The organism is Granulimonas faecalis, assembly GCF_022834715.1.
Classification (GTDB): Bacteria; Actinomycetota; Coriobacteriia; order Coriobacteriales; family Atopobiaceae; genus Granulimonas; species Granulimonas faecalis.
Window position 1 is genome coordinate 1,056,551 of record NZ_BQKC01000001.1, and the last position, 19,554, is coordinate 1,076,104.

Consider the following 19,554-nt stretch of genomic DNA (forward strand, 5'->3'; position numbering starts at 1 on the left):
CTCCATGGCCCGGAAGACACCGCAACCCACCGCACTGCCGCGCGAGCGTGCCCTTCTCGTGGGCGTCGACCTCGGACGGGCCGACGAGTGGCCCCAGGAGCGCTCCATGGCCGAGCTCGCCCGCCTCGTGGACACCGACGGCGCCGACGTCGTGGGGACCCTCACGCAGCGGCTCGACCGCCCCGTGCCCAAGACCTTCATCGGCTCGGGCAAGGTGCTGGAGCTCAAGGAGGCCGTGGAGGCGCTCGACGTGGACGTCGTGGTCTTCGACGAGGAGCTCACCCCCTCCCAGCAGGGCAACCTCGAGCGGGCCCTGGGCGAGCCCGTGAAGGTGATCGACCGCACGGCGCTCATCCTCGACATCTTCGGCAGCCACGCCCAGACCCGGGAGGGGAGGCTCCAGGTCCAGCTCGCGCAGCTCAAGTACGTGCTCCCGCGCCTGCGCGGGATGTGGAGCCACCTCATGGGCGAGCAGACCCGCGGAGGCATCGGCAGCCGGTTCGGCCAAGGCGAGTCGCAGCTCGAGGTCGATCGACGGCTCATCCGCGACCGCATCTCCCACCTCCGCGGCGAGATCGAGCGGGTGGCCTCGCGCCGCAGGACCCAGTCCAAGGCCCGCTGGGACTCGGGCATCTACCGCGTCTCCCTCGCCGGCTACACCAACGCCGGCAAGTCGACGCTCCTGAACGCCCTCACGGACTCCGACGTCTACGCCAAGGACGAGCTCTTCGCCACGCTGGACCCCACCACCCGCTCCCTCGGCCTCGCCGAGGGCCGCAGGATCACCCTCACCGACACCGTCGGCTTCATCCAGAAGCTCCCGACCACGCTCGTGGAGTCGTTCAGGTCGACCCTCGCCGAGGTGTCCGGCGCCGACCTCGTGGTGCTCGTGGTGGACGCCTCCGACCCCGACTGGAGGGCCCAGGAGGAGGCCGTGAGAAGGACGCTCGACGAGATAGGCGCAGGCGACAAGGCGACCCTCCTCTGCCTCAACAAGGCGGACCTGCTGGACCCGGCGGACCGCGAGGCCCTGCGCCTGGCGTTCCCCGACGCCGTCATGGTGTCGGCCAAGGAGGAGACGGGCCTGGGCGCGCTCCTGCACACCGTGGCGACCAAGGCCTCCGAGGGCGACGTCACCGTGACGGCGCTCGTGCCCTACGACAAGGGCCTGCTCATGAAGATGGTGCACGAGCGCGGGCAGGTGGTCCGCGAGACCTACGTGGACGGCGGCCTGCTCGTCACGGCCAAGGTTCCGCCGCGCCTGGCAGGATCGCTGGAGCCCTACCGGGCCGACGACCCGGCCCCGGACGCCTAGACGCCGAGGAGCGCGAGGGCGGCGAGCAGCAGGGGCTGGTGCACCACGTAGATGGGGAGGGCGTGGCGCCCCACCCACTCGAGGGGGGCGCACCGCGCCGCGAGGACCCGGCGCGGGTACCCGCGCGGCGCGAACCAGCGCCCCACGGCCACGCCCACGCCGTACATGAGGGCGAAGGGCACGAGGGGGTAGTAGTCCCCCGACACGAACCCCGGCGACGGCAGGCCGAGCCATGCGAGGCCCGGGTGGGCGTACCAGCCGGCGGGGAGCGCCACCTCCCACGGGCCGACGCCCAGCTCCCGCGAGGGGACGCCGAGCGTCAGGAGGAAGAGCGCGAGGAGCGCCGCGGCGCACGGGAGCCCGCGCGGCTCCAGGTGGGCGCGCTCGAGCAGGGCGTCCACGAGCGTGGCGGCGCCTATACAGAATATGATGCCGAAGCTGACGGGGTCGTCCACGGCCGCCAGGGACGTGGCCGCGAAGATGGCGAGCGCCACGGCGAGGTAGCGCAGCGAGCGCGTGAGGTTGTCGTGGGAGAAGCTGCACATCCACCCCGACACGAGGAGGAACGTCCAGCTGATGGACGCCCGCCAGACGTCCTGTAGCGGCGGCGCGAACCACGCGACGTCGACCCCCTCGATGAAGACGAGGTCGTAGCAGAGGTGGAAGAGCACCATCGACACGACGGAGAAGCCGCGCACGGCGTCGAAGAGCCGCACGCGGCCGACGGGGCGCTCCCAGGGGCCGGCAGGGGAGGGCGCGGTCACGAGATGGTGCGCAGAAGCGCGGTCACCCGGCCGAGGATGCGGGGGTTCTCCACATAGATGGGCTCCATGGCGTCGTTCTCCGGCTGGAGCCTGCAGCGGCCCCTCTCGCGGTAGAACGTCTTGACCGTGGCGCCGTCGCCCACGAGGGCCACGACGATCTCGCCGTTCACGGCGTCCGATGCCTCGCGCACCACGAGGTAGTCGCCGTCGAAGATGCCGGCGTTGATCATGGAGTCTCCCTTGACGCGGAGCATGAAGGAGCAGTTGTCGCCCACGATGCCCGTGGGGAGCGTGAAGCTCTCCTCGACGTTCTGCTCGGCCAGGATGGGGACGCCCGCCGCGACGCGGCCCACCAGGGGGAGGCGGAGCGTGGAGGAGTCCATGTCGATGTCCACCTGGGCGAGCGTGGTGCCGCCGTCCTCCACCGCCTGGCGCGACGGCCCGTGGCAGTCCACGAGCTCGATGGTGCGCGACTTGTTGGCGGTCCTCCGGATGAGGCCCTTCTGCTCGAGCGTCTGGAGGTGCATGTGGACCGTGCTCGGCGACTTGAGACCCACGGCGTCGCCGATCTCGCGGACCGAGGGCGGGTAGCCGTGGTCGTGGCAGTACTCCACGAGGTAGTCGTAGATCATCTGCACACGGTGGCTGAGCTTGGGACGGGTCATGGGACCTCCGACGGTCGGTACGGTCGTGGCCACCATCATAGCAAACGGACGTTCGGTCAAAAACATCTGTTCGGGGAACGGCGGGGTCCGCCTTTACAACGTCCCCGTCCTCATACACACTGTTACAGGCTCCTCTCCATGTGATGAGACCGTGGAGTGTCCGTGGAGCCCGCGTGCTATCTTTCGGTGGCCGGGTACCGCCATGCGGTCGCCCCCGCGGCAAGGAAGGGATGCCATGCACTGCCCAACATGCGGCTGCGACGAGTCCAAGGTCGTAGACTCCAGGCCCTCGGAGAGCAACGAGGCCATCAGGAGGCGGCGCGAGTGCGTGAGGTGCGGCACCCGTTTCACCACCTACGAGCGCCGCGAGGAGCTCCCCCTCGTGGTCGTCAAGCGGGACGGCCGGCGCGAGCCCTTCGACCGTCAGAAGGTCATGCGCGGCCTCGTGGCCGCCACCGTCAAGCGCGACCTCGACGTGGCCCAGCTCGACGCCCTCATCGACGGCGTCGAGAACGGCCTGCGCGACCGCGGCGTGTCCGAGGTGGCCAGCGGCGACCTCGGCGAGATGGTGCTCGTGAGGCTCCGCGACATCGACCGCGTCGCCTACGTGCGGTTCGCTTCGGTCTACCGCGACTTCAAGGACATCGATGAGTTCAGCGAGGAGCTTAGGAGGCTCGCCGATGAGTGACACCCCCGTCGTCGTCCCCATCAAGCGCATCGACCCCACGGTCGAGCTCCCGTCCTACGCCTACGAGGGCGACGCCGGGCTCGACCTCCGCTCCAACGAGGACGTCGTCCTTGCGCCCCTCGAGCGCAGGCTCGTCGGCACGGGGCTCGCCGTGGCCATCCCCGAGGGCTACGCCGGCTTCGTCCAGCCCCGCAGCGGTATGGCGCTCAAGCGCGGCCTCTCCATGGCCAACACGCCCGGCCTCATCGACTCCCACTACCGCGGGGAGCTCAAGGTCTGCACGGTCAACCTCGACCCCGAGACCCCCATCTCCATCGAGCGCGGCGAGCGCATCGCCCAGCTCGTCATCCAGCGCGTGCCCACCGTGTCCCTCGTCGAGGTGGGGGAGCTCGACGAGACGGACCGCGGGGCGGGCGGCTTCGGTTCCAGCGGCGCCTCCTAGGCACCTGGCACATAGGCCGGCGCCGTGAGGGAGCGGCCCGGTGAAGACGAGAGATCGAGAGGACAATCGCATGGAAAAATCCTTCGGGACGACCGGGGGACAGGGTGCCCTTGAGTCTTTCTTCCACATGGGGGAGAGGGGCTCGTCCGTGGGCACCGAGCTTCGGGCAGGCGTCACCACCTTCCTGGCCATGGCCTACATCATCGCCGTCAACCCGGCGCTGCTGTCGGCCGCCGGCATCCCCATGGGCGCCGGCGTCACGGCCACCTGCATCGGCGCGGGTGTCATGACCATCCTCATGGGCATCTTCGCCAACCGCCCCCTGGCCTGCGCGTCGGGCATGGGCATCAACGCCGTCGTCGCGTTCACGCTCACGGGCCTGTGCAACGGCGACTGGCACGCCGCCATGGCCGTCGTGTTCATCGAGGGCATCGTCATCCTCGCCCTCGTGCTCTGCGGCCTGCGCGAGGCCATCATGGACGCCATCCCCGCCTCGCTGCGCCACGCCATCGCCGCCGGCCTGGGCATCTTCATCGCCCTCATCGGCCTCATCAACGGCGCCATCGTCGTCAACGACGAGTCCACGCTCATCACCATGGGCGCCGTCACGGACCCCGCCTACATCGTGGGCATGATCGCCATCTTCTCCACCTTCGTGCTCTACTGCCTGAAGGTGCCGGGCGAGATCCTCATCGGCATCCTCATCGCCGTGGTCGCGGGCATCCCGCTGGGCGTCACCACCATGCCCTCGGGCATCGTATCGCCCCTGGACTTCTCCACCTTCGGCGCGCCCTTCATGGTCGACGAGCAGGGCGTCATGGGCATCGCCAAGGTGGTCATGAGCCCCGTGCTCCTCATGTTCGTGTTCTCCCTCATGATGAGCGACTTCTTCGACACCATGGGCACGGCCTTCGCCGTCGCCAAGCAGGGCGACTTCCTCACGAAGGACGGCAGGGTGGAGGACATCCGCCCGATCCTCGTGGTCGACTCCGCCGCGGCGGCGGCGGGCGGCCTCATGGGCGCCTCGTCCATCACCACGTTCGTGGAGTCCGCCTCCGGCGCCGCGGACGGCGGACGCACCGGCCTCACTTCCGTGACGACCGGCGTGCTCTTCATCGTCGCGGCCTTCTTCTCGCCGCTCATCGCCGTCGTGAGCACCCCGGCCACCGCCGGCGCCCTCGTTCTCGTGGGCTACCTGATGATGGACCAGGTCCAGTTCATCGACTGGACCAGCAAGCTCGACGGCCTGCCCGCGTTCGTCACCGTCATCGGCATCCCGCTGACCTACTCCATCTCCACCGGCATCGGCCTCGGCTTCATCACCTACGTGGTGGTCTCCGTCGCCACCGGCAACGTCAAGAAGGTGAAGCCGCTCATGTGGGTGGCGGCCGCGGCCTTCCTGGTCTCGTTCCTCATCTCATAGCCCCGTCCGAACGCACAGGTCCGGATTCAAGCGGGTCCGGGAAGCACACCGGGCCCGCTTTTCTCACGAAAGGAGAGGTATGGCAAGGCAGAGAGAGGTGATCGGGGTCTCCGACCACGTGCCCGTGGCGCAGGCGATCCCCCTAGGCATCCAGCACATGATGTCGATGTTCGGCTCGACGGTGCTGGTCCCCATCCTCACCGGGCTCCACCCGAGCGTGGCCATCATGTGCTCCGGTATCGGCACGGTGTGCTACCTGCTCATGACCAAGAACAAGATCCCCAGCTACCTGGGCAGCTCGTTCGCGTTCATCAGCCCCATCGTTGCCGTGGGGGCCACCCAGGGCCTCGACGCGGCGCTCTCGGGCATCTTCTGCGCGGGCCTCGTGTTCCTGGCCGTGGCGGGCATCATCAAGCTCGCCGGCACCGCGTGGATCGACCGCATCCTCCCGCCGGTGCTCATCGCGTCCATCATCGTCGTGATCGGCATCGGCCTCTCGGCCACGGCCGTGAACATGGCGCTCAACTCCTCGGGGGACGGCTTCAACGCCGTCGGCACCCTCGTCGCCGGCGTGACGCTGTTCGCCGCCGTGGGCTTCTCGTCCATGAAGGGCCTCATCGGCACCATCCCGGTGCTCCTGGCCATCGTCGTGGGCTACGTCGTCGCCGCGTTCTTCGGCCTCGTCGACTTCGCCCCGGTCATGGACGCGGCCTGGGTGGGTCTGCCCAGCTTCCAGAACCACCCGGTGATCGACCCCGTGGCCATCGCCCTCATCGCGCCTGTGGCCCTCGTGGTGGTTATCGAGCACATCGGCCACCTGCTCGTGGTCTCCGAGGTCGTGGGCGAGGACTTCGTCCCCATGCTCCCGCGCTCCCTCGCCGGCGACGGCATCGCCACGTGCATCGCGGGCCTCATCGGCAGCCCCCCTGCCACCACCTACGCCGAGAACATCGGCGTCATGAGCGTGACCCGCGTCTACGCCACCCAGATCTTCTGGTACGCGGCCGGCTTCGCCTTCATCGTGGGCGGCTTCTGCCCCAAGCTCGAGGCCCTCATCATGAGCATCCCCACCCCCGTCATGGGCGGCGTGAGCCTCCTGCTTTTCGGCCTCATCGCCAGCAACGGCCTGCGCATGCTCGTGACCAACAACATCGACTTCGGCGAGAACCGCAACCTCATGATCGCCGCGGTCACCATCGTCCTCGGCGTGGGCATGGAGTGCGGCGGCTACTCCATCCCCGTGGGCGACTACACCATCCCCGGCATGGCCGCCAGCGCCATCGTGGGCATCCTGCTGAACCTCATCCTCCCCAAGGTCTCCACGCAGGACAGCGCCGAGCCCGAGTACATCGAGGAGACCTAGGCGGCTCTGCGCCGCCCGCCCGTGCCGGAGGCCCGTCGTCCCGTCAGGGGGCGGCGGGCCTCCGGCCGTTCACACCGTGCGCGGGAGGGGAAAGGATCGGGCGCCGCCGGGTAGGTATCGGCAGAGAACACGACGCTTCCCAAGGGGAGGAGACGAACCATGGTCTATCACGACCTCACCGTGGTCGGCGGGGGTCCCGCCGGCCTCACCGCCGCCATCTACGCCAACCGTGCCGCCGTCGACGCCGTGACCGTCGAGTCCGGCAGCTGGGGCGGGCAGATCTCGCAGTCCGACCTCGTGGACAACTACCCCGGCATCGAGAACGTCTCGGGCTTCGACCTGGGCATCCGCATGCACGACCACGCCGAGCACCTGGGCGCCGCCTTCGCCCAGGACACCGTCCACGGCCTCGCCTACGACCCCGAGACGCAGCTGTTCCTCGTCGAGGGCGCGTCCGACACCTACCAGTCCCGCGCCGTGGTCCTCGCCACGGGCGGCACCCCGCGCCCTGCGGGCTTCGAGGGCGAGGAGGAGTTCCGCGGCCGCGGCGTCTCCTACTGCGCCACCTGCGACGGCATGTTCTACCGCGACAAGGTCACCTACGTCGTGGGCGGCGGCAACACCGCCTGCGAGGAGGCCGACTTCCTCTCGCGCATCTGCTCCAAGGTCGTCATGGTCGTGCGCAAGGACCACCTCCGCGCTCAGGCCTCCCTGGTCGAGCGGGTGGAGCTCAACCCCAAGGTCGAGGTCCGCTACCGCTGCGCCATCGCAAAGCTCGAGGGCGACGGCCTGCCCGAGTCCATCACCCTGCGCGACACCGAGACCGGGGAGCTCGAGCGCGTGGAGCACGGCGCCGGCACGTTCGGCGTCTTCGTGTTCATCGGGACCGTGCCCGCCTCGGGGCTCGTCGAGGGGCTCGCCGAGCTCAACGGGAACGGCGAGGTCGTCACCGGCGCCGACATGTCCACCTCCACGCCGGGGCTCTTCGTTGCGGGGGACGTGCGCCAAACGCCCCTGCGCCAGGTCGTGACCGCGGCGGCCGACGGGGCCGTCGCCGCCAACAGCGCGGCCCTGTTCCTGGGCAACCTCGTCATCTAGTCCTAGACTGGGGAGGACAACCATCCCCGTCGAGGTCCTGACCCGTGAAGCAGATCAACCCCGTGGCGCTGCGGCTCTCCCGACGCCTCCAAGTGCATATGGTCGTCGAGGGCGCCGCGGTGGGCCTCGGCGCCGGGATCGTCGTGGGCCTCTTCCGGCTCGCCCTCAACCTCGCGGACGGCACCATGCGCTCCGTCACCGCGGCGGCGGCCGGGAACCCCTTGGCGGTCGCCGGGTGGGTCGCGGTCATGGTCGTCCTCTGGGCCGCCGTCACCGCCCTCGTGCGCTGGGCGCCCACGAGCTCGGGGTCCGGCATCCCCCAGATCGAGGCCGACGCCCTCGGGCGCCTGCAGATTCCCTGGGCGCGCACCATGGCGGCCAAGTTCTCCGAGGGCGTGCTCTGCGCCCTGGGCGGCCTCTCCCTCGGACGCGAGGGCCCCTCGGTCATGCTCGGCGGCCTCTGCGGCACCGCCGTGGCGCGTGCCGCCGGCTCTACGGAGGGGGAGCGCCGCCTCCTCGTCACCTGCGGCTCGGGAGCCGGCATGGCCGCGGCGTTCCAGGCCCCACTCACCGGCGTCATGTTCGCCGTGGAGGAGGTCCACAAGTCGTTCTCGGCACCGCTCGTCATCGGCACGATGTCGTCCGCGGTGGCCGCCGTCTACATCGTCAACCAGTTCCTCGGCACGGGCCCCCTCATCCCGATCGGCTTCGCCCGGGACCTCCCGCACGTCACCTACGGGATCGTGATGCTCCAGGGGCTGTTCCTCGGGCTGCTCGGCGCCTGCCACAACCGCGGCATGTTCCTCGGCACCCGGCTCTACGGCCGCATCCGGAGGCACGCGCCGGGTACCCGGTACGCCGTGCCGTTCGCCCTGGCCGCCGTCGGGGCCTTCACGGTCCCCGAGCTCCTGGGCGGGGGCGACGCCATCCTCGGGCTCCTCGAGCACGTCTCGGGCCGGCCCACGCTGGCCATCGCGGGGCTGCTTCTGGGGAAGTACCTGCTCACCGACGCCTCGGCGAGCTCCGGCACCCCGGGCGGCACCCTCTACCCGCTCGTTGCCATGGGCGCGCTTGCAGGCGCCCTGTTCGGCCGCGGCGCCGTGGCCGTCTTAGGCATGGACCCGGCCTACGTCAACAACTTCATGCTCCTGGGGATCGCCGGGCTCTTCGCCGGCGTCATCCACGCCCCCGTGACCGGTTGCCTCCTCGTGTTCGAGCTCACCGGCAGCTTCTCGGCGCTGCTGTCGCTCTCCCTCGTCTCCCTCGTGGCCTACGTGGTCGCCAACCTCACCAAGACCGAGGGCTACTACGAGCACCTGCTGCAGCCCCTGGTGGGGGCCCGCTGCGACTGCGGGTCCCCCGTGCACGGGAGGTCGGTGCTCACGGAGGCCGTCTGCGTGGCGTTCGGGTCCCCCGCCGAGGGGAGGCGCCTCGCCGACCTGCCACTCCCGGCCGGCTGCGTGGCGGCCGTCGTCGAGCGCTGCGGGCGCCGGGTCGTGCCCACCGCCGACCTCACCCTGGAGGCGGCGGACCAGGTGCTCTTCGTCATGGACTCGGACCTCGCCCCCGAGCTCCACGACCGCGTCCGCGACCTTCTCAGGGGGACGGGCGAGCCCGCGCCGCCCGACGCGGGGCCGACGGGAGGGACCGGCGCCGACGCCGGCTAGAAGGGGGAGCCCGCCTCGTCCATGGCGGCGCGCACGAGGTCGTGGGCACCGGTGCGGAGGCGCCCGGCAAGCGCCTCTCCGAGGGCGGCGGCACCGTCCGGGGAGAGCCCCTCCAGGGACGACACCGCCTGCGGCGCGCCGTCCTCGCCGCGGAAACACAGGTAACGACGACCCTCTTGGCGCCGTGACATGACGCCCCGTGCCGCGGCGCCCCCGGCTGCAAGACCGAACACCATGGCGGTGGCGCTCGCGATGCCGCCGAGCCGGTCGACGGCGAAGACGGGGGCGACCTCGCCGGCCGCGTAGAGGCCCGGCACGCGGGTCCAGCCGTCGACGTCGCAGCGGACGCCGCCGTTGGAGGCCTGGTGGAAGAGGGCCAGGGGCATGGGCTCGCCCCACGAGAGGCCGTGGGTCTCCTCGAGCCAGTCCATGTAGGTGGCGACGAACGGCTGGACCTCGCCCTCGGGGCGGTCGACGACGGCCTCGCACGTCCCGCCGACGGCCGCGACCGACTCCTCCACGAGGCGGGACACCCGCTGCCGCGAGTAGGGGCCGTGCCAGGAGTGCGCCTCCAAGGCCTCCCGGGCCCGGGCGGGGGAGACCCCGGCGAGGTCGAAGACGTCCCTGCCGTCCTTGACGAGCCTCGTGAGCCCCCACACCTTCTCGTTGAAGACGGCGGGGCGTCCCTTGGTCAGGATACCGGCCATGACCTGGCCGTATCCGAGGTTTCCGCAGGTGGCGCCCTCGTCTGTGGCCATGACGAGACCGGTCCCGCGGGCAAGGGGGCTCGCGAGGGTGGGGGAGAGGGCCGCGGCGGCACCGCCGGTGGCGAGCACGGTGGCCCCGGCACGCACCACGAGCGGCGACGCCTGCGGCCCGACGAGGGCCAGGACGCCGGCCACCGCGCCGTCCGCGGGGTCGTGGAGCAGGGAGACGACCTCCGCGTGGTGGGCGACGCCGACCTCAGCTTTACATAACTGGTTACGGAGCCCCTGAACCGAGGCGAGGGCATGGAAACCGTGCCAGTCCTGGACCTCGGAGCCGAAGCACGGCACATAGGCGCGGTCGTCCCCGTGGCCCGGCTCGACGTCCTCGATGACGGCGCCCATGGCCCGGAACCGCTCCAGGGCCCCGTGGAACCCGTTGCCGAGGGCACGCACGTAGGCGTCCTGGGCCTTGGAGCCGCCGGGCCCCTGGACGGCGCGGACGAAGGCCTCCACGTCCTCGGGTGCGGGGGTCCGGGGGCCCACCATGCCGAGGCCCCACGTGGTGCCGGCGAAGCTCGAACCCGAGCAGAGGGCCCCTTGGCAGACGAGGGCAACCGAGGCACCGGCCTCGGCGGCAGCGGTGGCGGCGCAGAGCCCGGCGATGCCGGACCCGACGACGCAGACGTCGCAGGAGATGCGGTCCATACAGGCCTCCGTTCACGTGGGACGACCCACGGCGGTTCTGGTGGCACGACCCGGGATTGGGACACACCATGGTAGCAGTCGGTGGCGGCAGCCGGCCGAGGAGACCGCCGGCAGCGGTCCGCCACTCCCCCTCAATCTCGGATAATATATGTTATGTAAAGTAGAGGGATGAGAACCGCTCCCCTTGGACCCGCAGTCCCCTCGACCTGCGAGCCCCTGACGCGCGCAAGCGTCCGCTCGTCGGCGCCCCTCCTAGAACGTAAGGCTCAGTACGAGGTACGCGGCCACGCCGACGGCGGCGCAGAGCGCCAGGGACCGCGTTCGCACCGCGCAGAGCGCCACGACGGCTGCGGACAGGAGCGGCACCGCGCAGGCCGTCGGCCCCTGCGCCCAGAGGTCGGGCCGGAAGAGGTCGTTCGCCACAAGGGCCGCGAACGCCGCCACGGGGATCGTCTCCAAGGCCTGACGCACACGGGGTGAGAGCTCGCGCGAGCCGAGGACGAACATGGGGACGCACCGGCAGACGAGCATGGTGGCGAGGATGATGGCGTAGAGGGGCCAGAAGAGCGCGACGTCCACTACGACCCGCCTCCCTCGACGGGCCGGGACTCCCCTGCGCCCCCGACGGCCATGGCGACGGCGACGCCGGCGGCCGCCCCGGCGACCACGGCCACGCCACCGGCACGCACGGCCTTGCAGAGGGCCACCACCACGGCGGCGGTGACGGCGCCCACGACCGTGGGGCGCGAGAACTCCTGGGTCAGGAGCAGGCAGATGAAGATGGACGTCATGGCGAAGCTCGCCACGTCGGTGGGCATGGCGAGGGCGTCTCCCACGGCGGCGCCGACGGCGTTGGCGGTGGCCCACGAGAGCATGGAAAGGACGTTCACCGCCGTGGCGCAGGCGGCGTCCCACGAGGGGTCGGAGGACAGCCGCTCCATGTTCACGCCGAACGACTCGTCGGTGACGGTGGCCGCGAACAGCGTCTTGAGGGGCTTGGCGACCGGTGCCATGGCCGGGGCCAAGGCCGCCGAGTACAGGAGCTGCCTCATGTTGACCAGGGAGATCGACGCACCGATGGACCAGGGGCCCTGGCCCGCGAGCCACAGGTTGGGCAGCATGAACTGGCCGGCCCCCGAGTAGTACGTGCACGAGAGCACGAAGGCCGCCCACGGCTCCAGGCCCACCTCGGCCTCGAGGATGCCGGCGGGAAGGCCGATGACCACGTATCCGAGCATGACAGGCAGGGCCACCGGAAGCGCCCTTCGGAGGGGCACGGCCACGCTGGCACCCGGCATCACGCGCCCTCCCCTCTCGTTCATAGTTCGTTCAGGTCCCCTATGATAGCGCGCTCCCCTCCCGACAGCCTTCATCAGGGTATGTTCAGTTATTTCAAATCCCGCACAGGGCAGAAGATCGGGGGGCGGGACCCGGGCCGCCGGTCGTAGACTCTGAACGACCCCGTCCTTCCCACCTTAGGAGGCACTTCGATGTACAAGGCAATGCGGGCTCCCTCGATGTACGCCCAGGACCCCGACGTCCTGCTCCACTTCCACGAGATCTGCAAGGGATACGGCAGCAGGTTCCTGTTCGTCTGCAGCCGCAGCGGCCGGGCCGCCGTGGAGCCCAAGGTGACCGCCAGCCTCGAGGGTACCGACACCTACGCGAGGTTCGAGACCTTCGGCGGCATCTCGTCCGAGGGCGAGATCGCCCGCATGGAGAAGATCGTCGAGGAGGACTCCATCGACGTCGTCTGCGGCGTTGGCGGCGGCTCCGCCATCGACACCGCCAAGGCATGCGCCTTCCACTGCGGGAAGCCCGTCGCGATCGTCCCCACCGTGGCCGCCACCGACGCCCCGTGCACCGGCCTCTCGGTCATCTACCACGACGACGGCACGTTCGCCGAGTACCTCTTCTATCCCAAGAACCCCGACGTCGTGATCGTGGACAGCTCGATCATCGCCGACTCCCCCACCTCGTTCCTCGTGGCGGGCATGGGCGACGCCCTCGGCACCTACTACGAGGCCCGCGCCGCCGCCCGGACCAAGAGCCCCTCCCTCGAGAACACCGGGGTGACCCTGAGTGCCCTCGCCCTCTGCCGCCTCTGCCGCGACACGCTGTTCTCCGACGGCCTGAAAGCCCTCATCGCCGCCGAGAAGGGGCTGCTCGTGCCGAGCCTCGAGGCCGTCATCGAGGCCAACATCTACCTCTCGGGGGTCGGCGCCGATAACGCGGGCCTCTGCGTGGCCCACTCCGTCTACAACGGCACCACGGCCCTCGAGGAGTGCGAGCGCGTGCCCCACGGCAACATCGTGGCCTTCGGCACCGTGGTCCAGCTCGTGCTCGAGAACGCCCCCGACGAGGAGCTCGGCGAGGTGATGGCCTTCATGGAGTCGGTGGGGCTCCCCCTCACCCTCGAGGCCGTCGGCATCACGGACGAGTCCCGCCTCCCGGCGGTCGCCGAGAAGGCCTGCGCCCCCGGCGAGTCCATCCACAACCTGGCCGGCGACGTGACGCCCGAGCAGCTCGTGGCGGCCATGCTCCAAGCCGACGCCCTGGGGCGTTCCTTCCTCGACTAGCCCCGTCAAGCACGCCGCGGCAGGAGAAGACGGCCGGTCCCCGCTCCCCGGGGGCCGGCCGTCTCGTTCGGGTGCCCCGTGTGCGGAGGGCTAGTCCACGACGATGAGGGAGAAGACCTCTTGGCCGAAGGTCTCGGCGATGACGTCGCGGGGGTTCAGGTAGGCGAGCTCGAGGGCGAAACCGAAGCCCTCCACCGAGGCGCCGGCCTGCTCCACGAGCTGGGCGCAGGCGACGGCCGTGCCGCCGGTGGCCACGAGGTCGTCGATGACGATGACCTTGTCGTCGGGGGTCAGGGCGTCGGCGTGGATCTGGATCTCGTCGGTGCCGTACTCGAGGGCGTAGCACTGGGAGATGACCTCGCGGGGGAGCTTGCCGGGCTTTCTGGCCGGGACGAAGCCGGCGCCCAGGCGGTAGGCCACGGGTGCGCCCACGAGGAAGCCGCGGGCCTCGGCGCCCACGACCTTGGTGATGCCGCGGCCCAGGAAGTGCTCCGCGAGCTCGTCGATGACGGCCGAGAATCCCTGGGGGTCGGCGATCAGGGGCGTGATGTCCTTGAAGATGACGCCGGGCTCCGGGTAGTCGGGGATGTCGCAGACGAGGTCCTGGTAGTCGAACTTGCTCATGGGGTCTCTCTCCTTGGGCTCGCATGGCTTGTCTGTGTGGGGGTTGGGCGGATCACTGGTCCTTGGGCGCCTGCCTGCGCAGGACGTCGGCGAAGGTGCGGCGTATGAGATCGTCGCGCAGGGAGTCTGTGAGGTGCAGAATCTGCTCGAATGCCTGGGAGTACTGGGCGCGCTGCTCGTCGGTGAACTCCCCCTGGCGGGGCCCGAGGACCGAGAGGGCCTGCTCGAACATCGCGGTCTCGCGGTTGGCGGCGTTCACGTACTGGCGCAGGTTGCGGGGCTCGATACCGAACCGCCGCAGGGCCTCGGCGCAGCGGATGAGGCGAAAGTCGTGCCCGTCCACAAGCTCGCGGCCCTGGGGGCTGCGGCGCAGCGACACGATGCCGTTGTTGGCAAGGTCCCGCACGAACGAGATCGAGACACCGAGGAGCTCCGGGGCCTTCTCGAGGGGGTGGAGCTTCTCGCGGGTCTCCTCGTCGTCGCAGACGGACTCGGGGTAAGCGGCGGGGTCGGTGCCGGCGATGCCCGGCGCCCCCCCGCCGTCGAGCTCCTCCTTGATGACCGAGAGGGGCAGGAACCGGTTCTTCTGGAGGTAGAGGATGGTCTCGAGCCGCTTGACGTCGCGCGAGGAGTACAGCCGGTAGCCGCCCGGTGTGCGGGACGGCGTGAGGAGCCCCTCGTCCTCGAGGTAGCGGACCTTTGAGACCGAGAGATCGGGGTACTGGGCCTGGAGGCGCTTGACCACCTTGCCTATGGTGAGGTAACCGGCGTCTGCCATGGGTTCCTTACGCTCCGGTCTGGATGCGGCTCGTGCTCTGGGTGGTGTGGAAGATCATGCGGAAGGTGCCGATCTGGATGGTGGAGCCGTCCTCGAGCATGGCCCGGTTGACGATGGCGCCGTCCACCCAGGTGCCGTTGAGGGAGCCGAGGTCCTCCACGGTGTCCGCGCCGGGCGCCAGGTGCATCTTGGCGTGGTGGCGCGAGACGGTCATGTCGTTGAGGAACACGGTGTTGGAGGGGTCGCGGCCGATGGTGACCTCAGGAGTGTCCAACACGAAGGTCGTGCCGGTATGGGGCCCCTTGACGATGGAGAGCGTCGGGTTGGCGAGGCGCTGGGCACCCATGAGGTCCGGCACGGTGGCGTCTGTGGACGGCATACGGAAGATGGTCGTGGAATCGGATGCCGCCTGGTTGTTCTGGGAAGCGCCCGGATTGTTCTGCATCGATGCCTCCTGGAGTGTCGGTTGAGACCTCATTGTACCCCCGCGGGACCCTCCGTCACCCGGGCTTCGCCCTATCGGCAGGCCACGCACTCCATCTGGATGGAGGCCCCGTGGGGTAGCGCCGAGACCCCCACCACTGAACGTGCGGGGTACGGCTTCTCGAACCGCTCCGAGCACACCTCGTCGACGGCCTCGAGGTCGTTGAGGTCCGTGAGGAACAGCGTGACCTTGCAGACCGAGTCGATGCCCAGCCCGACGTCGGCGAGGACGGCCTCCACGTTGCGGATCACCTGGACCGTCTGGACGCCGATGGAGGCGTCGCGGAGCACGCCGGACGCCGGGTCGATGGGGAGCTGCCCCGAGACGAACACATAGCGGGCCGCCGAGGCGCCCTGGGAGAAGGTCCCCGAGGGCTGGGGGGCGTCGGGGGTGAAGATCGAGTACATGGCCTACCCTTCCGTCCGTCCGCCCGCGCCGTCGAGGGCGCGGGCACCGATGAAGTCGCCGCCGGGCCTGAGGAGGCCCTGGAGCCCGAGGTCGGCGGGAAGCCTCCGCCCGATGGGGTCGTCGAGGAAGTCCACGAGGCCCGGCGCCTCCTCGGCGACCCTTCCCCACACGGCGGAGGTGCCCACGGGGGCGACGGACTGGAACGAGAGGAGGCTCCTCCAGAGCACGCGCGCCGAGGCGTCGGGCACCACCACGAGGTAGGGTGCGAACGAGCCGACCTCGGGGCGCATGACCACGGTGTCGATGGCGTCGAGACGCACGTTGGCGAGGGTCCCCGGACCCGGGAGCGACGCGCCCTCTGACAGGTAGTCGCCGAGGACGACCGCGGCCTCCGGACCGGCGAGCATCAGGGTCGTGGAGAGCGGGGCGCCGTGGGAGAACTCCACGGAGGAGTACGGGGCGACGCCCCCGGACTCCACGGCGGCGATACCGCGTATCCACTCCCCGAGGCCCGCGGCGAGCTCCGCCGGGCACCAGACGCAGAACTCCTTGGGGGCGAGCCCGGCCAGGAGCACCGGTGCGGCCACACGGCCGTCGCCCATGAGGGACAGGGCGCCGGCGAGCCGGCCGGGCGCCGGGACGTAGCAGGTGAAGACGGCGGACACGAAGGCGTCCGCGGCGTCGCCGGAGATGCAGGTGGCCACGAGGCCGCCCACGTCCGCCAGGGCACAGCCCTCGCGGAAGGCCGCGGGCTCGCCGGCGCCGTCGCCGTACCAGGCGGCCTCGGGGCGCCCCTGGGCGTCGGGCTCCATGGAGCCGCCGAGCAGGAGGTGCTCGCCCTCCAGCACGTTGCCGGGGACCGCCTCGGGGGTCCCGTTCTCGTCTGCCATGTCATGCCGCCTTTCTCTGAAGGGGAAGCGGGGGCGCCGCCGGGTCCGACGACCAGGCGGCGTCGGGCGAGACCGTGGGGTCCACCACGTAGGCGCAGGCGCCCACGATGCGGTCGCCCTGACGCCAGAGGCAGGCCCCGGCGGGCTCCCCGGGGATGCCGAGCTGGTCGCTGGAGAGGGCGACCCGCGTGTAGGAACACTCGGTGCCGTCAGGCCAGAGGAGGCCGGTGACGGCGGCCTGGGCCCGCACCGACACCGAGAAGCCGAACCGGTAGGCGAACGGCAGCGTCTCGAGCGTTTGGTCGGGGTCCGCGAGGGTCAGCCCCGTCGCGCCGTCGAAGGCCCACTCCATCATGGCCCGCGTGTCCTCGAAGCGCCCCCAGTCGGTGACGCACCCGAGGACGCACGTGTAGAGGGTGAGCCCGTCCTTGCGGGCGGCGCCCAGGAACGTGGTGCCTGCCTCCACCTTGCCCGTCTTGATGCCGATGAGCGGGCTGTAGACGGGCATGAGCTCGTCGGTGGAGTAGAACGTGCGCTGCTCCCCGTTCACCGGCACCGTCACCGAGTGGGTGCGGACCATCCGGGCGATGAAGGGGTAGTGGGTCAGCGCGTAGCGGCCCATGAGGGCGAGGTCGCGGGCGCAGCTCTCGTGGCCGTCCTCCTCGAGGCCATGGGGGTTCTTGAAGGTGGTCCGCGTCATGCCGATCTCGGCGGCCTTCTCGTTCATGAGGTCCGCGAAGGCGCCCTGGGAGCCGGCCACCTTCTCGGCGATGGCATAGCCGACATCGTTGGCCGAGTACACGAGCAGGACCTCGAGCATGTCCTCGAGGGTGGAGGTCTCCCCCACCGCGTAGCCCGCCACCTGGGCCGCCTGCCAGCCGTCCTCGGGATGGGCGGGCATGGCCACCTCGGTGTCCATGGGGAGGCCGGCGTCGAGGGCCACCATGGCCGTCATCACCTTGGTGATGGAGGCCGGGGCGAAGGCGGCGTCGGCGTTCGACTCCGCGAGCACGCGGCCGGTGGAGTCCTCGACGATCCAGGCCTGGGCCTCGGTGACGCCAGGCGCGCCGAGGCCGGTGTCCGCCACGGCGGGCACCGGGGCGAGGAGCACGAGGAGGAGCGCCAGGAGCGCCGCGGGCATGAGGGTCCGAGTCATGACGTGCGGTCCCCCTCCAGCGCCTCGGAGCGGATCTGGAGGCCCTCGACGACGTAGAGCACGCCTGTTATCAGGGAGCAGACAGTACCCGAGTACACGACAAGGATGGCGGGGCAGGCGGCCTGGCCGTTGAGCAGCGGCAGCCACGGCACGTCCACGAGCCCGAACCCCGGGAGCACCGGCATGTCGAGGAGGAGCCAGGAGAAGCCGGCCAGGAGCAGGGCCGTGGCCACCTTGCCTATGTAGAGGACGTCGACGGGCCGGCGACGGTAGCGCCGGACCACGGCCATGCCGACGGCGAGCACGATGTCGCGGCCGATGAGAACGACGGGCACCCACACGGGGAGGTCGCCCACGATGCAGAGGCCGAGAACGCCGGTGAACAGGAGGAAGCGGTCCACCGCCGGGTCGAGGAGCTTGCCGAACCACGACACCGTCTGGGTGCGCCGGGCGATCTGGCCGTCCACGAAGTCCGTGAGGGCCGCCACGGCGTAGATGACGAGGCAGAGGACGCGGTCGGCGCCCGTAACGAACAGCCAGAGGAACACGAGGGTAAGCGCGATGCGGCACACCGTGACGGCGTTGGCCACGGTGAGGACGCGGTTGCTGGGGTTGTTCGACGTGCCGAGCGGCGCGGACGGGTCGGCCGCGTGGATCTTCTCTTCCAAATAACTGAGCTTCACTGGACCTCCTTGGTGACAAGGAACCAGTCTAGACCAGCGGGGCGCCGCCCCACGGCGCCCATGGCCCCATTCATACGGTATTGTAAGGCGCCTGATACATACCCTTATGAGCACACGGACGAGACCCACCGGACGAAGGCGGTCCGGGAGCTCCCGGACCCCTTGAGGGTGCGCTCGCACTCGACAGCGCCGCGGAGCGCGCGGGAGAGCTCGGCGTCGGTGAAGCCGCTGGCCCACCGGGGGTGGTTCTTGTAGCGCCACCTCTGCTGAGACGGGTAGCCGAAGGCCTGGGCCACGGCCTCGGGCGTCCCGCGCCCCTGGGCGATGAGGCTCCGGCAGCACACGAGCTCGCGGAGCCGGTCCACGGCGAACATGTGGAGGAGGATCTCGGGGTCGCCGCGGAACAGGCCGTAGAGCTCGAGGGCGCGCGGGAGGTCCCGCTCCGCCACGGCGTCGGCGAAGGTCCAGGGCTTGGGCTCGACGATGCGCGCCACGGAGTCCCTCACCTCGGCCAGGCCCAGGGAGGCGCCGGCGCCGTAGCGCGACGAGAGCTGGAAGGCCACCTGGCGGAGCATGGGCGTCGGGTCGCCCTTGGCGGGGGCGACGCGGTCAACGACCTCGGCGGCGGCGGCCTGGTCCACCGCCAGCCCGAAGGAGCCGCAGAAGCGGGCGAAGAGACCCGGGAGCTCCCAGGGCTTGGGGAGCGAGCACCCGATGACGGTGACGGGCCCCTTCTTCCCGGGCTTGGGGTCCTGTGCCGCCACGGCCTTGTAGAGCCGCGTGTTGCGGGCGAGCCGCTCGGCGGTGAGGAGGAGGACGGTGCGGGGGTTGGGGTCCCCGAGGTACGAGACGACGGCCTCCGACACGTCCTTGGGGAGGTGGTCGGCCCCGTGGACGATGACGAAGCGCTGGCCGTCCCCGAAGGGGAGCTGGTCGAGCGACTGCAGCAGGCCGTCCCGCGTGAGCTTGGCGGGCTCGCGGCACTCGTCGAGGTTGAACTCCCCGAAGGCGGGGTCGAGGTGCCGCTTGAGGCGGGCCACCGCCTCCTCGCGCATCACCTTGTTGTCTCCCACCGCCACGTAGGCGGGCAACAGCTGCTGGGCCACCGGCCCTCC

21 protein-coding genes are annotated in these 19,554 nt (G+C 70.5%); 8 read left to right on the forward strand and 13 right to left on the reverse strand.

What is annotated here, in order from left to right:
- Positions 1–4: 4 nt before the first annotated feature.
- Entirely contained in the window at positions 5–1,315 is a 1,311-nt protein-coding gene (gene hflX / locus OR600_RS04805) for a GTPase HflX (RefSeq protein ID WP_265590766.1), read from the forward strand.
- Here hflX and OR600_RS04810 read toward each other — a convergent pair.
- Complete coding sequence (locus tag OR600_RS04810) at positions 1,312–2,079, reverse strand: heparan-alpha-glucosaminide N-acetyltransferase (protein WP_265590767.1); 768 nt, start codon at positions 2,077–2,079, stop codon at positions 1,312–1,314. The genes hflX and OR600_RS04810 overlap by 4 nt on opposite strands.
- Positions 2,076–2,744: a transcriptional repressor LexA gene (gene lexA, locus OR600_RS04815; protein WP_265590768.1), complete on the reverse strand. Its 669-nt coding sequence runs from the start codon at positions 2,742–2,744 to the stop codon at positions 2,076–2,078. Before lexA ends, OR600_RS04810 begins: the two co-directional genes overlap by 4 nt.
- Positions 2,745–2,979: 235 nt before the next feature.
- On the opposite strand from lexA, the gene nrdR reads away from it, so the two are divergent.
- The 6 genes from nrdR (at position 2,980) to OR600_RS04845 (ending at position 9,425) form a co-directional block, all read left to right on the forward strand.
- On the forward strand, positions 2,980–3,432 hold the full coding sequence (gene nrdR / locus OR600_RS04820) for a transcriptional regulator NrdR (RefSeq protein ID WP_135977399.1): 453 nt from the start codon (positions 2,980–2,982) through the stop codon (positions 3,430–3,432).
- Positions 3,425–3,874, forward strand: coding sequence for a dUTP diphosphatase (dut, locus tag OR600_RS04825; protein ID WP_265590769.1), 450 nt, complete (start codon positions 3,425–3,427; stop codon positions 3,872–3,874). The genes nrdR and dut overlap by 8 nt, the downstream gene beginning before the upstream one ends.
- A 70-nt stretch (positions 3,875–3,944) precedes the next feature.
- Positions 3,945–5,297 carry an NCS2 family permease gene (locus tag OR600_RS04830; protein WP_265590770.1) on the forward strand — a complete coding sequence of 451 codons (1,353 nt, stop codon included), beginning with the start codon at positions 3,945–3,947 and terminating at the stop codon, positions 5,295–5,297.
- Positions 5,298–5,376: 79 nt separating this feature from the next.
- Entirely contained in the window at positions 5,377–6,660 is a 1,284-nt protein-coding gene (locus tag OR600_RS04835; RefSeq protein ID WP_204407419.1) for a uracil-xanthine permease family protein, read from the forward strand.
- Between the two features lie 159 nt (positions 6,661–6,819).
- The gene (locus tag OR600_RS04840; RefSeq protein ID WP_135977395.1) at positions 6,820–7,758 is read left to right on the forward strand and encodes an NAD(P)/FAD-dependent oxidoreductase; all 939 of its coding nucleotides are present in this window, start codon (positions 6,820–6,822) and stop codon (positions 7,756–7,758) included.
- 44 nt (positions 7,759–7,802) lie between these two features.
- Positions 7,803–9,425 carry a ClC family H(+)/Cl(-) exchange transporter gene (locus OR600_RS04845; RefSeq protein WP_265590771.1) on the forward strand — a complete coding sequence of 541 codons (1,623 nt, stop codon included), beginning with the start codon at positions 7,803–7,805 and terminating at the stop codon, positions 9,423–9,425.
- On the opposite strand, the gene OR600_RS04850 is transcribed toward OR600_RS04845, so the two are convergent.
- From OR600_RS04850 to OR600_RS04860, 3 genes are all read right to left on the reverse strand, one after another.
- Positions 9,422–10,837: an FAD-dependent oxidoreductase gene (locus OR600_RS04850; protein WP_251163929.1), complete on the reverse strand. Its 1,416-nt coding sequence runs from the start codon at positions 10,835–10,837 to the stop codon at positions 9,422–9,424. The genes OR600_RS04845 and OR600_RS04850 overlap by 4 nt on opposite strands.
- Positions 10,838–11,089: 252 nt before the next feature.
- Positions 11,090–11,416 (reverse strand): AzlD domain-containing protein, encoded by a 327-nt coding sequence (locus OR600_RS04855; protein ID WP_265590772.1) that lies wholly within the window; start codon positions 11,414–11,416, stop codon positions 11,090–11,092.
- A complete protein-coding gene (locus OR600_RS04860; RefSeq protein ID WP_265590773.1) occupies positions 11,416–12,135 on the reverse strand; it encodes an AzlC family ABC transporter permease in 720 nt (239 codons plus the stop codon). The genes OR600_RS04855 and OR600_RS04860 overlap by 1 nt, the downstream gene beginning before the upstream one ends.
- A gap of 192 nt (positions 12,136–12,327) precedes the next feature.
- Here OR600_RS04860 and OR600_RS04865 point away from each other — a divergent pair, with 192 nt between their 5' ends.
- Entirely contained in the window at positions 12,328–13,416 is a 1,089-nt protein-coding gene (locus tag OR600_RS04865; RefSeq protein ID WP_135977392.1) for a glycerol dehydrogenase, read from the forward strand.
- Between the two features lie 90 nt (positions 13,417–13,506).
- On the opposite strand, the gene OR600_RS04870 is transcribed toward OR600_RS04865, so the two are convergent.
- The 8 genes from OR600_RS04870 to holA all read right to left on the reverse strand — a co-directional run bounded on the left by OR600_RS04870 (position 13,507) and on the right by holA (position 19,545).
- On the reverse strand, positions 13,507–14,040 hold the full coding sequence (locus OR600_RS04870) for an adenine phosphoribosyltransferase (protein ID WP_135977391.1): 534 nt from the start codon (positions 14,038–14,040) through the stop codon (positions 13,507–13,509).
- 52 nt (positions 14,041–14,092) lie between these two features.
- Positions 14,093–14,818 carry a transcriptional regulator FtsR gene (gene ftsR / locus OR600_RS04875; RefSeq protein ID WP_135977390.1) on the reverse strand — a complete coding sequence of 242 codons (726 nt, stop codon included), beginning with the start codon at positions 14,816–14,818 and terminating at the stop codon, positions 14,093–14,095.
- A 7-nt stretch (positions 14,819–14,825) separates the two neighbouring features.
- Positions 14,826–15,263 (reverse strand): FHA domain-containing protein, encoded by a 438-nt coding sequence (locus OR600_RS04880; protein ID WP_135977389.1) that lies wholly within the window; start codon positions 15,261–15,263, stop codon positions 14,826–14,828.
- Between the two features lie 71 nt (positions 15,264–15,334).
- A complete protein-coding gene (locus tag OR600_RS04885; RefSeq protein ID WP_135977388.1) occupies positions 15,335–15,709 on the reverse strand; it encodes a RidA family protein in 375 nt (124 codons plus the stop codon).
- Between the two features lie 3 nt (positions 15,710–15,712).
- On the reverse strand, positions 15,713–16,600 hold the full coding sequence (locus OR600_RS04890; protein ID WP_135977387.1) for a hypothetical protein: 888 nt from the start codon (positions 16,598–16,600) through the stop codon (positions 15,713–15,715).
- 1 nt (position 16,601) lies between these two features.
- Positions 16,602–17,756: a D-alanyl-D-alanine carboxypeptidase family protein gene (locus OR600_RS04895; protein WP_265590774.1), complete on the reverse strand. Its 1,155-nt coding sequence runs from the start codon at positions 17,754–17,756 to the stop codon at positions 16,602–16,604.
- Positions 17,753–18,439 carry a CDP-alcohol phosphatidyltransferase family protein gene (locus tag OR600_RS04900; RefSeq protein ID WP_204407496.1) on the reverse strand — a complete coding sequence of 229 codons (687 nt, stop codon included), beginning with the start codon at positions 18,437–18,439 and terminating at the stop codon, positions 17,753–17,755. Before OR600_RS04900 ends, OR600_RS04895 begins: the two co-directional genes overlap by 4 nt.
- 104 nt (positions 18,440–18,543) lie before the next feature.
- A complete protein-coding gene (gene holA / locus OR600_RS04905) occupies positions 18,544–19,545 on the reverse strand; it encodes a DNA polymerase III subunit delta (RefSeq protein WP_135977385.1) in 1,002 nt (333 codons plus the stop codon).
- Positions 19,546–19,554 lie beyond the last annotated feature (9 nt).